Source organism: Streptomyces roseicoloratus (genome assembly GCF_004117935.1).
In the GTDB taxonomy this organism is placed as follows: Bacteria; Actinomycetota; Actinomycetes; order Streptomycetales; family Streptomycetaceae; genus Streptomyces; species Streptomyces roseicoloratus.
This window is the reverse complement of sequence record NZ_SDOY01000137.1, coordinates 1-14,111: the sequence shown is the minus strand read 5'-3', so window position 1 is coordinate 14,111 and position 14,111 is coordinate 1. Positions and strand designations below refer to the sequence as shown.

At 71.4% G+C, this 14,111-nt stretch carries 14 protein-coding genes and 1 riboswitch; of the genes, 3 read left to right on the top strand and 11 right to left on the bottom strand.

The window, feature by feature from the left end:
* Positions 1–15: 15 nt before the first annotated feature.
* The 7 genes from ESG85_RS21105 to clpS form a co-directional block, all read right to left on the bottom strand.
* Positions 16–801, bottom strand: coding sequence for an ABC transporter ATP-binding protein (locus ESG85_RS21105; protein WP_128981550.1), 786 nt, complete (start codon positions 799–801; stop codon positions 16–18).
* Positions 798–1,808 carry a FecCD family ABC transporter permease gene (locus tag ESG85_RS21100; RefSeq protein ID WP_128981548.1) on the bottom strand — a complete coding sequence of 337 codons (1,011 nt, stop codon included), beginning with the start codon at positions 1,806–1,808 and terminating at the stop codon, positions 798–800. The genes ESG85_RS21105 and ESG85_RS21100 overlap by 4 nt, the downstream gene beginning before the upstream one ends.
* Positions 1,805–2,782, bottom strand: coding sequence for an ABC transporter substrate-binding protein (locus ESG85_RS21095; protein WP_128981546.1), 978 nt, complete (start codon positions 2,780–2,782; stop codon positions 1,805–1,807). The genes ESG85_RS21100 and ESG85_RS21095 overlap by 4 nt, the downstream gene beginning before the upstream one ends.
* 39 nt (positions 2,783–2,821) lie before the next feature.
* Positions 2,822–2,968, bottom strand: a riboswitch (cobalamin riboswitch).
* Between the two features lie 7 nt (positions 2,969–2,975).
* Entirely contained in the window at positions 2,976–3,437 is a 462-nt protein-coding gene (locus tag ESG85_RS21090) for a M67 family metallopeptidase (protein ID WP_128981544.1), read from the bottom strand.
* Between the two features lie 76 nt (positions 3,438–3,513).
* The gene (locus ESG85_RS21085; protein ID WP_128981542.1) at positions 3,514–4,959 is read right to left on the bottom strand and encodes an amino acid permease; all 1,446 of its coding nucleotides are present in this window, start codon (positions 4,957–4,959) and stop codon (positions 3,514–3,516) included.
* Between the two features lie 358 nt (positions 4,960–5,317).
* The gene (locus tag ESG85_RS21080; protein WP_128981540.1) at positions 5,318–5,902 is read right to left on the bottom strand and encodes a DUF2017 domain-containing protein; all 585 of its coding nucleotides are present in this window, start codon (positions 5,900–5,902) and stop codon (positions 5,318–5,320) included.
* A complete protein-coding gene (gene clpS, locus ESG85_RS21075; RefSeq protein ID WP_128981538.1) occupies positions 5,902–6,207 on the bottom strand; it encodes an ATP-dependent Clp protease adapter ClpS in 306 nt (101 codons plus the stop codon). Before clpS ends, ESG85_RS21080 begins: the two co-directional genes overlap by 1 nt.
* Before the next feature lie 102 nt (positions 6,208–6,309).
* Between clpS and ESG85_RS21070 the strand changes: the two genes are divergently transcribed.
* A complete protein-coding gene (locus tag ESG85_RS21070; protein WP_374050316.1) occupies positions 6,310–7,689 on the top strand; it encodes a nicotinate phosphoribosyltransferase in 1,380 nt (459 codons plus the stop codon).
* A 313-nt stretch (positions 7,690–8,002) separates the two neighbouring features.
* Positions 8,003–8,596 (top strand): isochorismatase family protein, encoded by a 594-nt coding sequence (locus ESG85_RS21065; RefSeq protein ID WP_128981536.1) that lies wholly within the window; start codon positions 8,003–8,005, stop codon positions 8,594–8,596.
* Positions 8,597–8,662: 66 nt separating this feature from the next.
* On the opposite strand, the gene ESG85_RS21060 is transcribed toward ESG85_RS21065, so the two are convergent.
* Positions 8,663–8,965 (bottom strand): hypothetical protein, encoded by a 303-nt coding sequence (locus ESG85_RS21060; protein ID WP_128981534.1) that lies wholly within the window; start codon positions 8,963–8,965, stop codon positions 8,663–8,665.
* A gap of 144 nt (positions 8,966–9,109) precedes the next feature.
* Complete coding sequence (locus tag ESG85_RS21055; protein WP_128981532.1) at positions 9,110–11,530, bottom strand: immune inhibitor A domain-containing protein; 2,421 nt, start codon at positions 11,528–11,530, stop codon at positions 9,110–9,112.
* Between the two features lie 333 nt (positions 11,531–11,863).
* On the opposite strand from ESG85_RS21055, the gene ESG85_RS21050 reads away from it, so the two are divergent.
* Positions 11,864–12,145: a hypothetical protein gene (locus tag ESG85_RS21050; protein WP_128981530.1), complete on the top strand. Its 282-nt coding sequence runs from the start codon at positions 11,864–11,866 to the stop codon at positions 12,143–12,145.
* A gap of 42 nt (positions 12,146–12,187) precedes the next feature.
* Here ESG85_RS21050 and ESG85_RS21045 read toward each other — a convergent pair whose 3' ends face one another.
* A complete protein-coding gene (locus ESG85_RS21045) occupies positions 12,188–12,982 on the bottom strand; it encodes an RDD family protein (RefSeq protein ID WP_128981528.1) in 795 nt (264 codons plus the stop codon).
* Between the two features lie 199 nt (positions 12,983–13,181).
* A partial coding sequence (locus tag ESG85_RS21040) for an RDD family protein (protein WP_246095201.1) occupies positions 13,182–14,111 on the bottom strand: 930 nt, incomplete at its 5' end.

The window sequence follows — 14,111 nt, the reverse complement described above, 5'->3', positions numbered from 1 at the left end:
TTTCGGAATGTGATCTCACATGGCGGACAGTTTGCGTTCGGCTGGCGGACTCGGCAGATAAACGACAAGCGGGGTTCCGGTGCGGGGATGCGGCATGACCTCGGCTTCCACCCCGTAGACCGTCCGCAGGAGCCCGGGCGTGAGGACGTCCTGCGGCGGGCCCTCGGCGACCACCCTTCCCCGCTCCAGCACGTAGAGGCGGTCGCAGTACGCCCCGGCGAGGGTGAGGTCGTGCAGGGCGAGGAGGTTGCTGGTGCCCAGGTGACGGACGAGGCCGAGGACTTCGAGCTGGTAGCGGATGTCCAGGTGGTTGGTGGGCTCGTCGAGGACCAGCAGGGCAGGGTCCTGGACCAGGGCCCGGGCGACCAGCGCCCGCTGGCGTTCGCCGCCGGAGAGCCCGGGGTACGGGCGGTCGGCGAGGTGCCGGATGCCGACCCGGTCCAGGGCCGCGTCGGCCCGGGCGAGGTCCGCGGCGCTGTCGCCCTCCCAGAACCGCTTGTGCGGGGAGCGGCCGAGGGCGACCAGTTCGCGGACGGTCAGTTCGAACTCGGCGGAGCTCTCCTGCGGCACGGTCGCCACCCGCCGGGCCCGCGCCCGCGGCCCCATCGCGCGCAGGTCGTCGCCGTCGAGCAGGGCGCGGCCGGAGGTGGCGGCGAGGGTGCCGTAGACGCAGCGCAGCAGGGTGGTCTTGCCGCTGCCGTTGGGGCCGACGAGGCCGACGGTCTCGCCGGGACGGACGACGAGGTCCGCCTCGCGCAGCCGGTCCTCGAACGACAGGGCTTCGACGCGCAGTTCGGTCACAGGGCCGCTCCTTCGGGTCGGCGGCGCATCAGCCAGAGGAAGAACGGGCCGCCGATGAGCGCGGTGAGCACGCCGACGGGAATGTCCTGCGGCGCGGCGGCGGTCCGGGCGGCCAGGTCGGCGACGACCAGGGCGACCGCACCGCCGAGCGCGGCGACGGGCAGCAGCCGGCGGTGGGGTGCGCCGACGACGGCGCGGGCGGCGTGCGGGACCATCAGGCCGACGAAGCCGACGGCTCCGCTGGCGGCGACGAGGACGGCGGTGACCAGCGAGGCGAGGACGAAGACGGCGGCGCGGAAGCGGGCGGTGTCCAGGCCGAGGACGGTCGCGCCCTCCTCGCCGGTGAGCAGCAGGTCGAGCGGCCTGGCGAGGGTGAGCAGGGCGCCGGTGCCGGCGGCGAGGACGGCGGCGGGCAGCAGCAGGCTGTCCCAGCGGGCGCTGCCGAGGCCGCCGAGGGACCAGAACAGGGCTTCCTGGAACTGCTCGGGGCGGCCGGCGACGACCAGGAGCAGGGTGGTCAGCGCGGACAGCACGTACGAGACGGCGACCCCGGCCAGGACGAGCCGGGGCCCGGTCATGGTGCCGCCGCGCCGGGCCAGGCCGTAGACGAGGACGAGGGCGAGCAGGGAGCCGGCGAAGGCACCGGCGGGCAGGGCGACGGTGGTGGTGATGCCGCCTCCGACGCCGAGGACGATCACGGCGACGGCGCCCGCGGAGGCCCCGGAGGAGATGCCGAGCAGGAACGGGTCGGCGAGCCGGTTGCGGACCAGGGCCTGCAGGACGGTGCCGACGACGGCGAGTCCGGCGCCGACGACGGCGCCGAGCAGCACCCGGGGCAGCCGGACGTCGAGCACGATCGTCCGGTACGGGGAGGGCGCGGCCCGGCCGGTCAGGGCGTCGAGCACCTGGCCGGGCGGGATGCGGACGGAGCCGAGCGCCAGCGAGGCGACGACGGCCGCGGCGAGCGCCAGGAGCAGGGCGGCGACGACGGTCGCGTACCGCTTCACCGGCCGGGGTGCAGCTGGGCGGCGAGCTTGCCGACGGCGGCGGGCGCGCGGACGCCGAGCACGGTGTCGGAGAGCGGCAGCACGGCGAAGCGGCGGTTTTTGATGGCGGGGACCTCGCGCAGGGCGGGGTCGTCGAGGAGCCGCTTCTTCTTCTGCTCGACGGTGGTGGAGCCGTAGTCGTAGATGACGACGACCTCGGGCTTGCGGGCGACGACCTGTTCCCAGGTGGCGTCGCCGAAGGTCTTGTCGAGGTCGGCGAAGACGTTGCGGCCGCCGGCGCGGGTGATCAGTTCGTTGCCGATGCCCTTGCCGCCGGCGGTGAAGGCGGTCTTGTCGCCGCTGTCGTAGACGAAGACGGACACGGGCGGCGTGCCCTTGAGCCGCCGGGCGGTGGCGGCGAGCGTGGCGCGGGCCTCGCGGTTCCACTTCTCGGCGCGTTCGGGGACGCCGAAGGTGCGGCCGACCTCGGTGATCTCGCGGTGGAGGTCGTCGAAGGTGACGCGGCCGGTGGCGCAGGACTCGACGTTGAGGCGGGAGTCCCTGCCGTCGGCCTTCATCTCCTCGCGGCCGCGGCCGGCCTTGGCGTCGAAGGCGGAGGCGTAGCCGCCGTAGACGAAGTCGGCGCCGGAGAGGAACAGCTCCTCCTTGGAGGGGTACTCCTCGGCGAGGACGGGGACGCTGTCGTACGCCTTGCGGTAGGCGGGCAGGATCGCGTCGTCGAGGTAGGCGGTGCCGACCATGGAGTCTTCCAGGCCGAGGGCCAGCATGATCTCGGTGGTGTGCTGGTTCAGGGTCACCGCGCTCGTCGGCGGGTCCTGGTAGGTGAGGGTCACGCCGCAGTTGGTGACGGTGTACGGGAAGCCGGGCGGGGCGTGTTCGGGCCGGGCGTCCCTGCCCTCGGGCACCGGCGCGGAGCAGGCGGCGAGCAGGGGTATGAGGGCGAGCGCGGGCAGCAGCGGGCGGCGCCAGGTCACGGCGGTGGCCTCCTCCGGGGATTTCCACGTCCCCGATCGGTGGTGAGAAGGCGGCAGGTCAGTTCCTGGCTCGCACCACCGCGGCCCGTCCGGCGCTGGGGCCGGGCGGGCCGTCGGGGCGGTCACAGTGGCGGGACCGCGCCGGAGTCGCACCGGCTTCCTGGATCCTGCCGCCCTGAAGGTCGCGCTCAGACTACTCGTCGGCTCGGGCGGGCCCGCACGCCCGGGTCTGCTCGTACGCCTCGACGATCTCGACCTCTTCCTCCTCCACGACGCCGTCGACGATCGTGTACGAGCGGAACTGGAAGGGGCCGGCGCCGTCGGTGTCGGCGGTGGAGACGAGGACGTAGTGCGCCTGCGGCTCGTTGGCGTAGGAGATGTCGGTGCGGGACGGGTAGGCCTCGGTCGCCGTGTGCGAGTGGTAGATGATCACGGGCTCCTCGTCCCGGTCGTCCATCTCGCGGTAGAGCTTCAGCAGGTCGCCGGAGTCGAACTCGTAGAAGGTGGGCGAGCGCGCCGCGTTGAGCATGGGGATGAAGCGCTCGGGGCGGCCCGTGCCGGCCGGTCCCGCGACCACGCCGCAGGCCTCGTCGGGGTGGTCCGCGCGGGAGTGTTCCACGATCCGGTCGTACAGGGCTCGGGTGAGGGTCAGCATGCCGACAGGATAAGCAGACGGGCCGTCTCGTATCGAGGTTCGATACGAGACGGCCCGGATGCTGAGACCTTGCAGGTCAGCGCTCTGCCGACTGCTTGGTGAAGGCGGCGCTCTCGGGGTTGCGGGCCTTGAGGACCAGGTAGGCGACGCCGAGCAGCAGGCCCCACAGCGGCGCGCAGTACAGCGAGACGCGGGCACCCTCGTCGATGCCCATCAGGACGATGACCATGCCGATGAAGGCGAGGGCGAAGAGGCTGGCCCAGATGCCGCCGGGCGCCTTGAAGGAGGACTCGGGCAGCTCGCCGCGGTCGGCCTTGAGGCGGTAGCGGACGTGGCAGACCAGGATCATGATCCAGGCCCACATGCCGGAGATGGTGGCGAAGGAGACGACGTAGTTGAACGCGTCGCCGGGCCACTGGTAGTTGATCCAGACGCCGACCATCATCAGCGCGGCGGAGAAGGTGGTGCCGATCAGCGGGGTGCCGCTCTTCGTCAGCCTGGTGAAGAACTTCGGGCCCTGCCCGTTGAGCGCGAGGTCGCGCAGCATGCGGCCGGTGGAGTACATGCCGGAGTTGCAGGAGGACAGCGCGGCCGTGAGGACGACGAAGTTGACGATGGCCGCGCCGACGCCGAGGCCCATCTTCTCGAAGGCGGCGACGAACGGCGAGACGCCGGGCTTGAACTCGGTCCACGGGACGACCGACAGGATCATGATCAGCGCGCCGACGTAGAAGACGGCGATGCGCCACGGCACGGTGTTGATGGCCTTGGGCAGGACGGTCTTCGGGTCCTTGGACTCGCCGGCGGTCACGCCGACCAGCTCGACGGCGAGGAAGGCGAACATGACCATCTGGAGGGTCATGAGGGTGGAGGCGATGCCGTTCTCCCCGGCGAAGAAGCCGCCGAGGTCCCACAGGTGGGTGATCGAGGCGGTGTCGCCGGCGTCGGAGAAGCCCAGGGTGAGGATGCCGGCGCAGATCAGGATCATGCCGACGATCGCGGTGACCTTGACCATCGAGAACCAGAACTCCAGCTCGCCGAAGAGCTTCACGGAGATCAGGTTGGCGAGGTAGAGGACGACGGTGAAGACCAGGGCGGAGAGCCACTGCGGGATGTCCCACCAGTACGTCATGTAGGTGGCCGCGGCGGTGACCTCGGTGATGCCGGTGACGACCCAGAAGAGCCAGTACGTCCAGCCGGTCACGAAGCCCGCGAAGGGGCCGACGAACTGCCGCGCGTACTCCGAGAACGAGCCCGACACCGGGCGGTACATGAGGAGCTCGCCGAGCGCCCGCATGATGAAGAAGATGACGACGCCCGCGATGGCGTACGCGAGGATCAGGCTGGGTCCCGCGATGGAGATGCCCTTGCCGGCGCCGAGAAAGAGGCCGGTGCCGATGGCGCCGCCGATGGCGATCATCTGGATCTGACGTGCGCCGAGGGCCCGGTGATAGCCCTCGCCGGCTGCGGTGTCCGCGGCCTCATTGCCGTCGTGCTGCTTGTCGACCTGCACTGAGGTCATGGTGGTGCGCCTTTCTCCATGCTGATCCGCGCACCGGCCGCTGGGCCGTTCGTGCTGCGGATCAGGTCCTGATCCCCCCGGATGTGGATGGAGTGCCACCGGCGGTCAGCCGGTCGAAGCGCCCCCGGGGACAGGGGTGGCGTCCCCGGGTGGTCGTGAAGATTTATCACGCTGTTCACGGGGATCGACGCATGTGCGTGTGACCCGCGTCACTCGAAAATCCGGACAAACGGGACCCGGCAGGGCAAGGGAGGGCGGCTGGATAACGTATTCGTTATCCGGATTTGAGCGTCCGCTGAGCGAACGCCGACCCGGGCGGGCCGGTACTCGCCGGTAGCCGGAAAGGGGCGCGCCGCCCCTACGGCATCAGGGTCTCGACGAGCGACTCCTGGAGTCCACCGAGCCAGAGGTACGCCATCACCATCGGCTTGCGCGGATCGTCGTCCGGCAGCCGGTACAGCGCCTCGCTCTCGTCGTCGTCCGTGACCTCGAGCCGGGTGCCGATGGTCAGCCGCAGGTCGTTGAGCGCGCCGAGCCAGGCGCGGGACTCGTCCGCGGTGAGCTTGAGGACGCCGCCGCCCTCGCCGGCCGCCGCGGAGGCGAGCGCGTCCAGGCTGCGCACCACCGAGAGCGCGTCGTCGCGCTTGCGGGCCCGCAGGTCGTTCTCGGTGTAGCGGCGGAAGTCCGCCGCCGCCTGCCGCAGCTCGTCGGTGTCGTCCCCGTACGCGTCGGGGAAGAGCCGGCGCAGCGCCGGATCGGAGGGCGGCTCGCTCGGGCCCTCGGCGAACAGCGCGGCGAGCGGGTCCTCGCCCTCGACCGGCTCGTCGCCCGGGCCGATCAGCTCCATCAGCTGGACGGCGAAGGACCGCAGGATGGAGATCTCGACCTCGTCGAGCGCGACGGCCGCGCCGCCGCCCGGGAGGGCCTCGAACTGCCCCGCCATCAGCCGCGGTCCTGCGAGAGGGTCGCCCACAGGCCGTAGCCGTGCATCGCCTGCACGTCGCGTTCCATCTCCTCGCGGGTGCCGCTGGAGACCACCGCGCGGCCCTTGTTGTGCACGTCGAGCATCAGCTTGTGCGCCTTGTCCTTGGAGTAGCCGAAGTACGCCTGGAAGACGTAGGTGACATAGCTCATCAGGTTGACCGGGTCGTTGTGGACGATGGTCACCCACGGCACGTCCGGTTCGACGACGGCGGAGACCTCCTCGGCCGACTCGGTCCGCTCGATCTCGATAGGCGCAACGCTCACTCACCCCATGCTGCCACCCCGAGGGGCCCGTCGCACAAACGGGTCACCCATGCGGCGAACCAGTATTCGTCAATCTGACGAATACTGCGGTACGCTCATCGCATGAACGCTGCGGACCTTGGGCTGCCGAACGAAGAAGTGCGCGAAGCGCGTCCGAAGAAGGGCGGTGGTGGGCGACGGGTGGGCGTTCCGTCGACCGCGCTCTTCACGGATCAGTACGAGCTGACGATGCTCCAGGCGGCCCTCAGGGCCGGCACCGCGGACCGCCGGTCCGTGTTCGAGGTCTTCACCCGCCGACTGCCCGAGGGGCGGCGCTACGGCGTGGTGGCGGGCGTCGGACGGGTCCTGGACGCCGTCGAGAACTTCCGCTTCGACAACGCGGTGCTCGACTTCCTGCGCGAGCGCGGCATCGTCGACGAGCCGACCCTCGCCTGGCTCGCCCGCTACCGCTTCTCCGGCGACATCTGGGGCTACCCCGAGGGCGAGGTCTACTTCCCCGGCTCGCCGGTCCTGCGGGTCGAGGGCTCCTTCGCCGAGTGCGTGCTCCTCGAGACCGTGATCCTCTCGATCCTCAACCACGACTCCGCGATCGCCGCCGCGGCCTCCCGGATGTCCTCGGCCGCCGGGGGCCGCCGCCTCATCGAGATGGGCGCCCGGCGCACCCACGAGCTGGCCGCCGTCGCCTCCGCGCGCGCCGCCTACGTGGGCGGCTTCGACTCCACCTCCGACCTGGCCGCCGGCTTCCGCTACGGCATCCCGACCGTGGGCACCTCCGCCCACGCCTTCACGCTGCTGCACGACACCGAGCGCGACGCCTTCCGCGCCCAGGTCGACTCGCTGGGCCGCGGCACCACGCTCCTGGTCGACACCTACGACGTGGCCGAGGCCGTCCGCGCCGCCGTGGAGGTGGCCGGCCCGGAGCTCGGGGCCGTCCGGATCGACTCCGGCGACCTGCTGCTCGTCGCCCACCGGGTGCGGGCGCAGCTCGACGAGCTCGGCGCCACGGACACCCGGATCGTGGTCACCTCCGACCTCGACGAGTACGCCATCGCCTCGCTCGCGGCCGCGCCGGTCGACGCGTACGGCGTCGGCACCCAGCTGGTCACCGGCAGCGGCCACCCGACCTGCTCCATGGTCTACAAGCTGGTGGCCCGGGCCGCCTCCGCCGACCGGAAGGCCCCGCTGGTCCCGGTCGCCAAGAAGTCCGTGGGCGGCAAGGCCTCCGTCGGCGGCCGCAAGTGGGCCGCCCGCCGGACCGACGCCGCCGGCGTCGCCGAGGCCGAGGTGGTCGGCACCGGCCCCGTCCCGCCGGAGCTGGTCGACCGGCAGCTGCTCGTCGAGCTGGTCAAGGGCGGCGACGTGGTGGCCCGCGAACCGCTGGAGGCCGCCAGGGCCCGGCACATCGCGGCCCGCGCCGGGCTGCCGCTGTCGGCGACGCAGCTGTCGCGCGGCGAACCGGTCCTGCCGACCGAGTACGCCTGACCGGTCCAGCCGACCGCGTACGCGTAGGCCGAAGACCCACGGCCGAAGACCCACGGCCGAGCCGAAGACGTCACGGCTGAAGACCCACGGCCGAGCCGAAGACGTCACGGCAAGAAGACGTCACGGCTGAAGACCCACGGCAAGACGTCACCCCGGTCCGGCGGGCGTGCCGCTTCGGCGGGCCGCCGGACCGCCCGCCGGACCCGCCGGTCCGCCGGACATGACCGCACGCCCCGAGCGCCCCCTCCCGAAGGGAGGGGGAAGTCTCTAGGCTCGAATCCGACTCCAGGCCGCCTCGCTAAGGACACCCGCCATGCACCGCGCATTGATCGTTGTGGACGTTCAGAACGACTTCTGCGAGGGCGGCAGCCTCGCGGTGGCGGGAGGTGCCGATGTCGCCGCCGCCGTGACCGAGCTGGTCGGGGCGGCGGGCGGCGCCGCCTACCAGCACGTCGTGGCCACCCGCGACCACCACGTCGCCCCGGGCGACCACTTCTCGGACCACCCGGACTACGTCTCGTCCTGGCCGCGGCACTGCGTGGCCGGAACCGAAGGCGTCGGCTTCCACCCGAACTTCGCGCCCGCCGTCGCCAGCGGCGCGATCGACGCCGTCTTCGACAAGGGCGCCTACGAGGCCGCGTACAGCGGTTTCGAGGGCCGCGACGAGAACGGCAGCACGCTCGCCGACTGGCTGCGCGCCCGCAAGGTCACCGAGGTCGACGTGGTCGGCATCGCCACCGACCACTGCGTCCGCGCCACCGCCCTGGACGCGGCCCGTGAGGGCTTCCGCACCCATGTGCTGCTCGACCTGACCGCCGGCGTCGCGAAGGAGACCACCGACCGGGCCCTGGAGGAGCTGCGCGCGGCGGGCGTGGTGCTGACCGGCAAGCCGGTCGTGGCGTCGTAGCACGGGCGCCGGCGCCCCGCCGCCCTCGTCACGACGCCGTCGGGGCACGGGCCCCGCGGCGGCGTCTCAGGCCGCCGGGGCCTTCGGGAGGGAGCGGACCGGGTGCCAGAGCTCCTGGGCCGTGCTCCGCCACAGCAGCCCCTCCGGATGGTGCAGCACGGCCGTGATCTCGTCCGGGGTGGGCGGCTCGGTGTTGCCGCGGAGGTAGACCGCGCGCAGGCCCAGGTTCCGCAGCCGGGTCAGGGCGCGGGCCCGGTTCGCCGCGTGCACCAGGAAGCGCACGGTGGCGCCGTCGCCGGCCGGACTGGGCAGTCCTATGGCCACGACGACGCTGCCTCCCGGCAGCCTGCTGAACCCTCCGTTGGGCATGCGGAACCACTCCCCCGTGGAACTACTGTCAATAAGGTCGGACGGCCGGGGCCGTATGACGCACCTAAACACGATCGGCCGCCGCCCGCTAGAGGGCGACGGCCGATCATGCTCTGACCTGCAATGATGCAGGAGAATTGGGTGTTACTTCACCGAGGGGCCGACCTGGACCGTGACGGTCTGGCCGTTCTTCGGCTCCTTGACGACCTGGATCTTGGTGTTGGTGTCAGTAACCTGGACACCGGCGCGCGGGTTCTCGGCGAACCAGTACACGCCCTTCTTGTCGTCGAAGACCGGGTTGCCGGCCTGCGACGGGACCCACGACGCCTCGTTCTTCAGGTGCAGCTGGAAGCCGTCCGTACGGGCGATCGTGAACGGCGAGTCGTAGGCCTGGACGCGGTTGCGCATCAGGCTGCCGTCACGGAACTTCAGCGGGCTCGGGTGCGAGTCGATCGGGAGGATCAGACCCTTGCCCGGGTGCTGGGAGGTGTTGTTGTCCTTCTGGGACAGGTCCCACTTCCAGATCAGCAGACCGTTCTGGTACGGGTAGTGCTCGACCCAGCTGGCCTTGTCACCGGTCCAGCCGAAGTTGTACGGGCCGACCTTGAGGGTCTGGTCGTACGACACGTACTGGCGGTTCTCCGCGATGTAGTACTGCTCGTACTCCTTCGTGAAGCCCTTGCCGATGCGCTCGAAGCCCTTGGCGGTCCAGCCGTTGGCACCGTTCTCGGCGTTGTCCGAGAAGACGGTGGCGCCGTCGGCGGTCAGCGTGATGGCGTCGGCCACGAAGCCCTTGCCGCCCGCGCCGCCGTCCGTCTGGTAGCGGAAGCGGAGGTCGACCTTCTTGCCCGCGTAGGCGTTGAGGTCGTAGACCAGCTTCTGGTGCTTGCCGGAGACGTCGGTCAGCGCCGGGGCGCCGGACGCGTCGCGCGCGATCGGCTTGCCGTCGGCGGTGCCGTCCACGGCGGTCCAGTTGGCGCCGCCGTCCGTCGACACCTCGGTGTAGAGGTAGTCGTAGTCCAGCTCGATGTCGTACCAGCCCTGGAGCTCCAGGGAGGCCGACGACTTGCCGGTCAGGTCGACGGAACGGGTCAGGGTGTTCTTGAGGTCGTCACCCATCTGGCTCCACCACTGGGTGGCACCCTCGGCGGGGGCCACGATCTCGGTGGTGACGGCCTTCTTCGGCAGCTCGACGAGGAGCGCCTGCGGCAGCTTGGTGTTGTACTCCGCGACGCCCAGCTTGTGGGTCGTCTTGGTGCCGCGCTGCCAGTCGCTGACCTTGGCGTAGTTCAGCCAGCCGAGCTGGAGCTTGTCCCACGCGTTCATGTCGCCCGGCATGTCGCCGATGCTGTCCTTGCCCATGCCGAGCCAGGAACCGGACGACATCAGGGTCCAGAAACCGGTCGAGTTCTCGCCACCGGCGGTGTCGTACAGGTCCGGCAGACCGAGGTCGTGACCGTACTCGTGGGCGAAGACGCCGAGGCCGCCGTTCTCCGGCTGCATCGTGTAGTCGCCGACCCAGATGCCGGTGTCGCCGATCTGGGTGCCACCGGCCTTGTTGTGCGCCGGGCCGGTCTTGCCCGCGTCGGTGCCGTACGCGTACCAGCGGTGCGCCCACAGCGCGTCCGAGCCCTCGGCGCCGCCGCCGGCCGACTCGTCCTCGCCCGCGTGGACGATCTGGAAGTGGTCGATGTAGCCGTCGGGCTCGTTGAAGTTGCCGTCGCCGTCGAAGTCGTACCGGTCCCACTGGTCGTACTGCGCCAGGTCGGCCTTGATCTGGGCGTCGGTGCGGCCCTTGGCCTTCTGGTCGGCGACCCAGGCGGTGACGCCGTCACGGACGGTGTCCCAGACGTTGGAGCAGTTGTGCTGGCCGCAGTAGTTCGAGCCGTAGCGGGCCTCGTTGTACGGGACCTTGACCCAGTCGGTGACCGTGCCGTCGACCGAGTAACGGCCGGACGAGGTCCGCTCGTAGTAGGTCTTCAGGGACTGCTTCTGGTTGCCCTTCTTGTCCTTGCCGGTCCCGAAGTACAGGTCCTGGAAGTGCTGGCGGTTGTAGTCCGCCTGCCAGGCCGTCGAGTTGTCCTTCTTGCGGTCCGGCTTGGCTATCTGGTTGTGCAGCGGGCCGGGCTGGCCGCCGTACTTCGGCTTCAGCTCGTCCGTCTCGTCGTCCTTGCGGTCGACGAGGGTGGTGTTGTCCACCTGGTCGCCGAACTCGACGAGGATGGTGAAGATCTTGTCGGTCTTCTCGCGGGCCATCTCGACGTACTTCTTGCTGTCGAGCTTGACCACCTGGGAGCCGTTGCGGCGCTCGACCTTGGTCTCGCCCTTGAGCACCTGCTCGATGGCGGCCTTGCGCTGCTGCTCCTGCTGCTTGCTGAACGGACCCTCGAGGTCGTGGTCGACCGAGGTCGCGTCCACGGCGTTCGCCCGCGCGGCCGCGGCAGCGGCCGGCGCCGAGTCGTGATCGGCGGCCCACGCGGTACCGAGGGTCGAGGCGGTGGCGGCCGTGGCGGCGAGCGCCACGACGATCGCGGACGTACGGATCGCCCGTCGTCTGTTGTTCACTTGTTTCTGTCCTCCCCGGCGCACCTCAATCGGCGGATCGGTGGTGGGGTGTCCGCCGAGCGGGTGACGCGTCACAAGTGACGACATTCGACCGGAGTTGAAGCAGAAAAGCCAGATCTTGACTTGAACAGGCCAAGTGCACTATGCGGGAGTCGGGTTCCGATAGTCGAACATGGAACTAACGTCCATCGGCCGCATATTCGCCGGGTCTGTGCGCCCCTGCGCCCCCCGTGCATCGGCGACGTGGGTTAGGTCACGCTTACTTCCGGTGCGGCCGGGCATCCACCGTCGTAGAGTCGCACCCGCCACGCGCCCCGAGGGACGGTAACCGCCATGCAGCGACCGAACGCCGCACAGTACGCCTACGGTTCGGCCACCGTCGTGCTCTCGACCGTCGCCCTGCTGCTGCTCTCCGGCACGACCACGACGCCCGGCATCGCGGCGATCTGCGCCGCGGGCCTGCTGCTCGGGCTGCTGGTGGCCGTGACGATGCCGGTGCGGACGCGGCACGTCAAGACCCCCGCCGCCACCACTTCGCCCACCCTCGCGAACGAGGAGATCCGGGTGCCCGCCGCGCCCGTGGGGGCCGGGGCGGACACCCGGATCGGTTCGTAACCGCGCGCCCCTTTCGGGTGCTTGGTCCGCGGCGAGCCGCGGCTACTGCGGTACGGACACCACCACCGTCTTGGCCGCCTTGTCGTGAAGGCCCTGCTTGTACGGCTTGTCCACGAGGATCAGGATCAGCAGGAGCAGCGGCCACAGACAGGCGCAGCAGATCAGCGCGGGCAGCCAGAGCACGACGGCGCGGATGAGCGAGGCGTTCATCGGCGGCGTGGAGCCGTCGTTGAGCATCGCGACCCGTAGCTTCATCCACTTCTTGCCGAGGGTCTGGCCCTTGTTGGCGGTCATGACGGTGTCGTAGGCGACGTACGCCACGATCGTGATCAGCTGGAAGACCAGCTGCCCACCGCCGTTCAGACTGTTGACGGTGTCGTCCCAGTCGCTGCCGTCGGTGGCACGGTCGTACACCTTGAACGGGATGCCGATGATGGCGAGCGGCACGGCGACGATCAGCCAGTCGATGACCCGGGCGGCGATGCGCCTGCCGGAGTCGGCGAGCGGCGGCATCCCGGCGAGCGGATCGCCACCGCCGTAGGGCCCGCCGCCGTACGGATCGCCCCCGTACGGGCCACCGCCTCCGCCGTACGGACCACCGCCTCCGCCGTACGGACCACCGCCTCCCCCGTACGGGTCGCCTCCACCGGACGGCGGTGGCGGCGGAGGTGTCCCGTACGGGTTGCCCGGCGGAGGCTGGTCACCGGAGGGCGGGGGCTGTCCGCCCGGAGGCGGGGGCCGGTCGCCGGAAGGCGGGGGCTGGTCCGGCGGGCGCTTGCGGAAGGGATCGTCGTCGGGCGGCTGACCTGGGGGCGGCGGCGGCTGATCGTTGCTCATGGGGGCAGTGCATCCCGGGCACCGCACCCCCGCAATCGATCGCCCGCCGTTCGGGGGAACGGCGGGCGGACGGACGGGTGGTCAGCCTGCGCGGAGGCGGCGGGTGCTTGGAGGGGCCGCCCAGGACGGCGCCGGCGGATGGCCTGGGGAGCCGCCCAGGACGGCGCTGGCGGACGTCCTGGGGCTGCCCAAGTCGGCGCTAGCGGGCGACGAAGGTGCCGGCCGCCTTGTCGTGCCAGCACTGGCGCCAAGGCCGGTCGAACAGGCACCAGATGACGTTGAACAGGCCGATGCCGAGCAGCCCGAGCACCGCGTACAGCAGCCAGCGGCGCAGCGCGGCGCCGAAGGCGGGCGGTTCGTGCGCCTCGATGTCCCGGACCTCGATCCCGCACAGCTTCTTGCCGAGCGTGCGGCCCCACCGGGACGTGGGCAGCGCCTCGTACAGCGCGCCGAGCACGAGGAAGGCGGCGAGCACGATCCCGAGCTGCACGGAGGTGGTGCCGTCGATCAGCCAGACCTGGACGGTGACGCCGGTCTGCTTGGCGGCCTCGATCTTCTCGTCGATGTGCTGGAGCGCGGCGGTGACGAAGGGGTACGAGACGGCGCCGACCAGCGCGCCGAGCACGATCCCGTCGACGATCCGCGCCAGCAGCCGCCGCCCGAGCCCGGCGGGCTTCGCCGCGGCCTGCGCCCGCGCGGCCGACAGGAAGACGTCCTCGACGGGCGGCTTCCACGGCACCACGGGCTGCGGGTCCTGCGCCGCGGGGGCGGCCGGCTGCGCCTGCTGCTGGGGCTGGGGCTGGGGCTGCACCGGGGCCTGAGGGACGGTCGGAGCGGGAGGCTGCGGGGCCCAGGAGGCCGGGGCGGGCGCCGGGTTGACGGGCATGCCGCCGAGCCGCTGGCCCGGCAGACCGTTCTGCGCGGGCGGCGCCTCCGCCACGGGGGCACCGCCACCGGCCTCGGGCCACGCGGGGGCGGGAGAGGGGACGGGTGCGGGGGCGGCGGTGGAGGTGGGAGCAGAAGGGGGTGTGGGCGCGGGGGCGGTGGCAGGCGCAGGGGCGGGCGCGGGTGCCGTCGCTGCGGCCGACTGCGCGGCGGGTGCCTGCGCGGACGGCACGGCGGCCGGGGG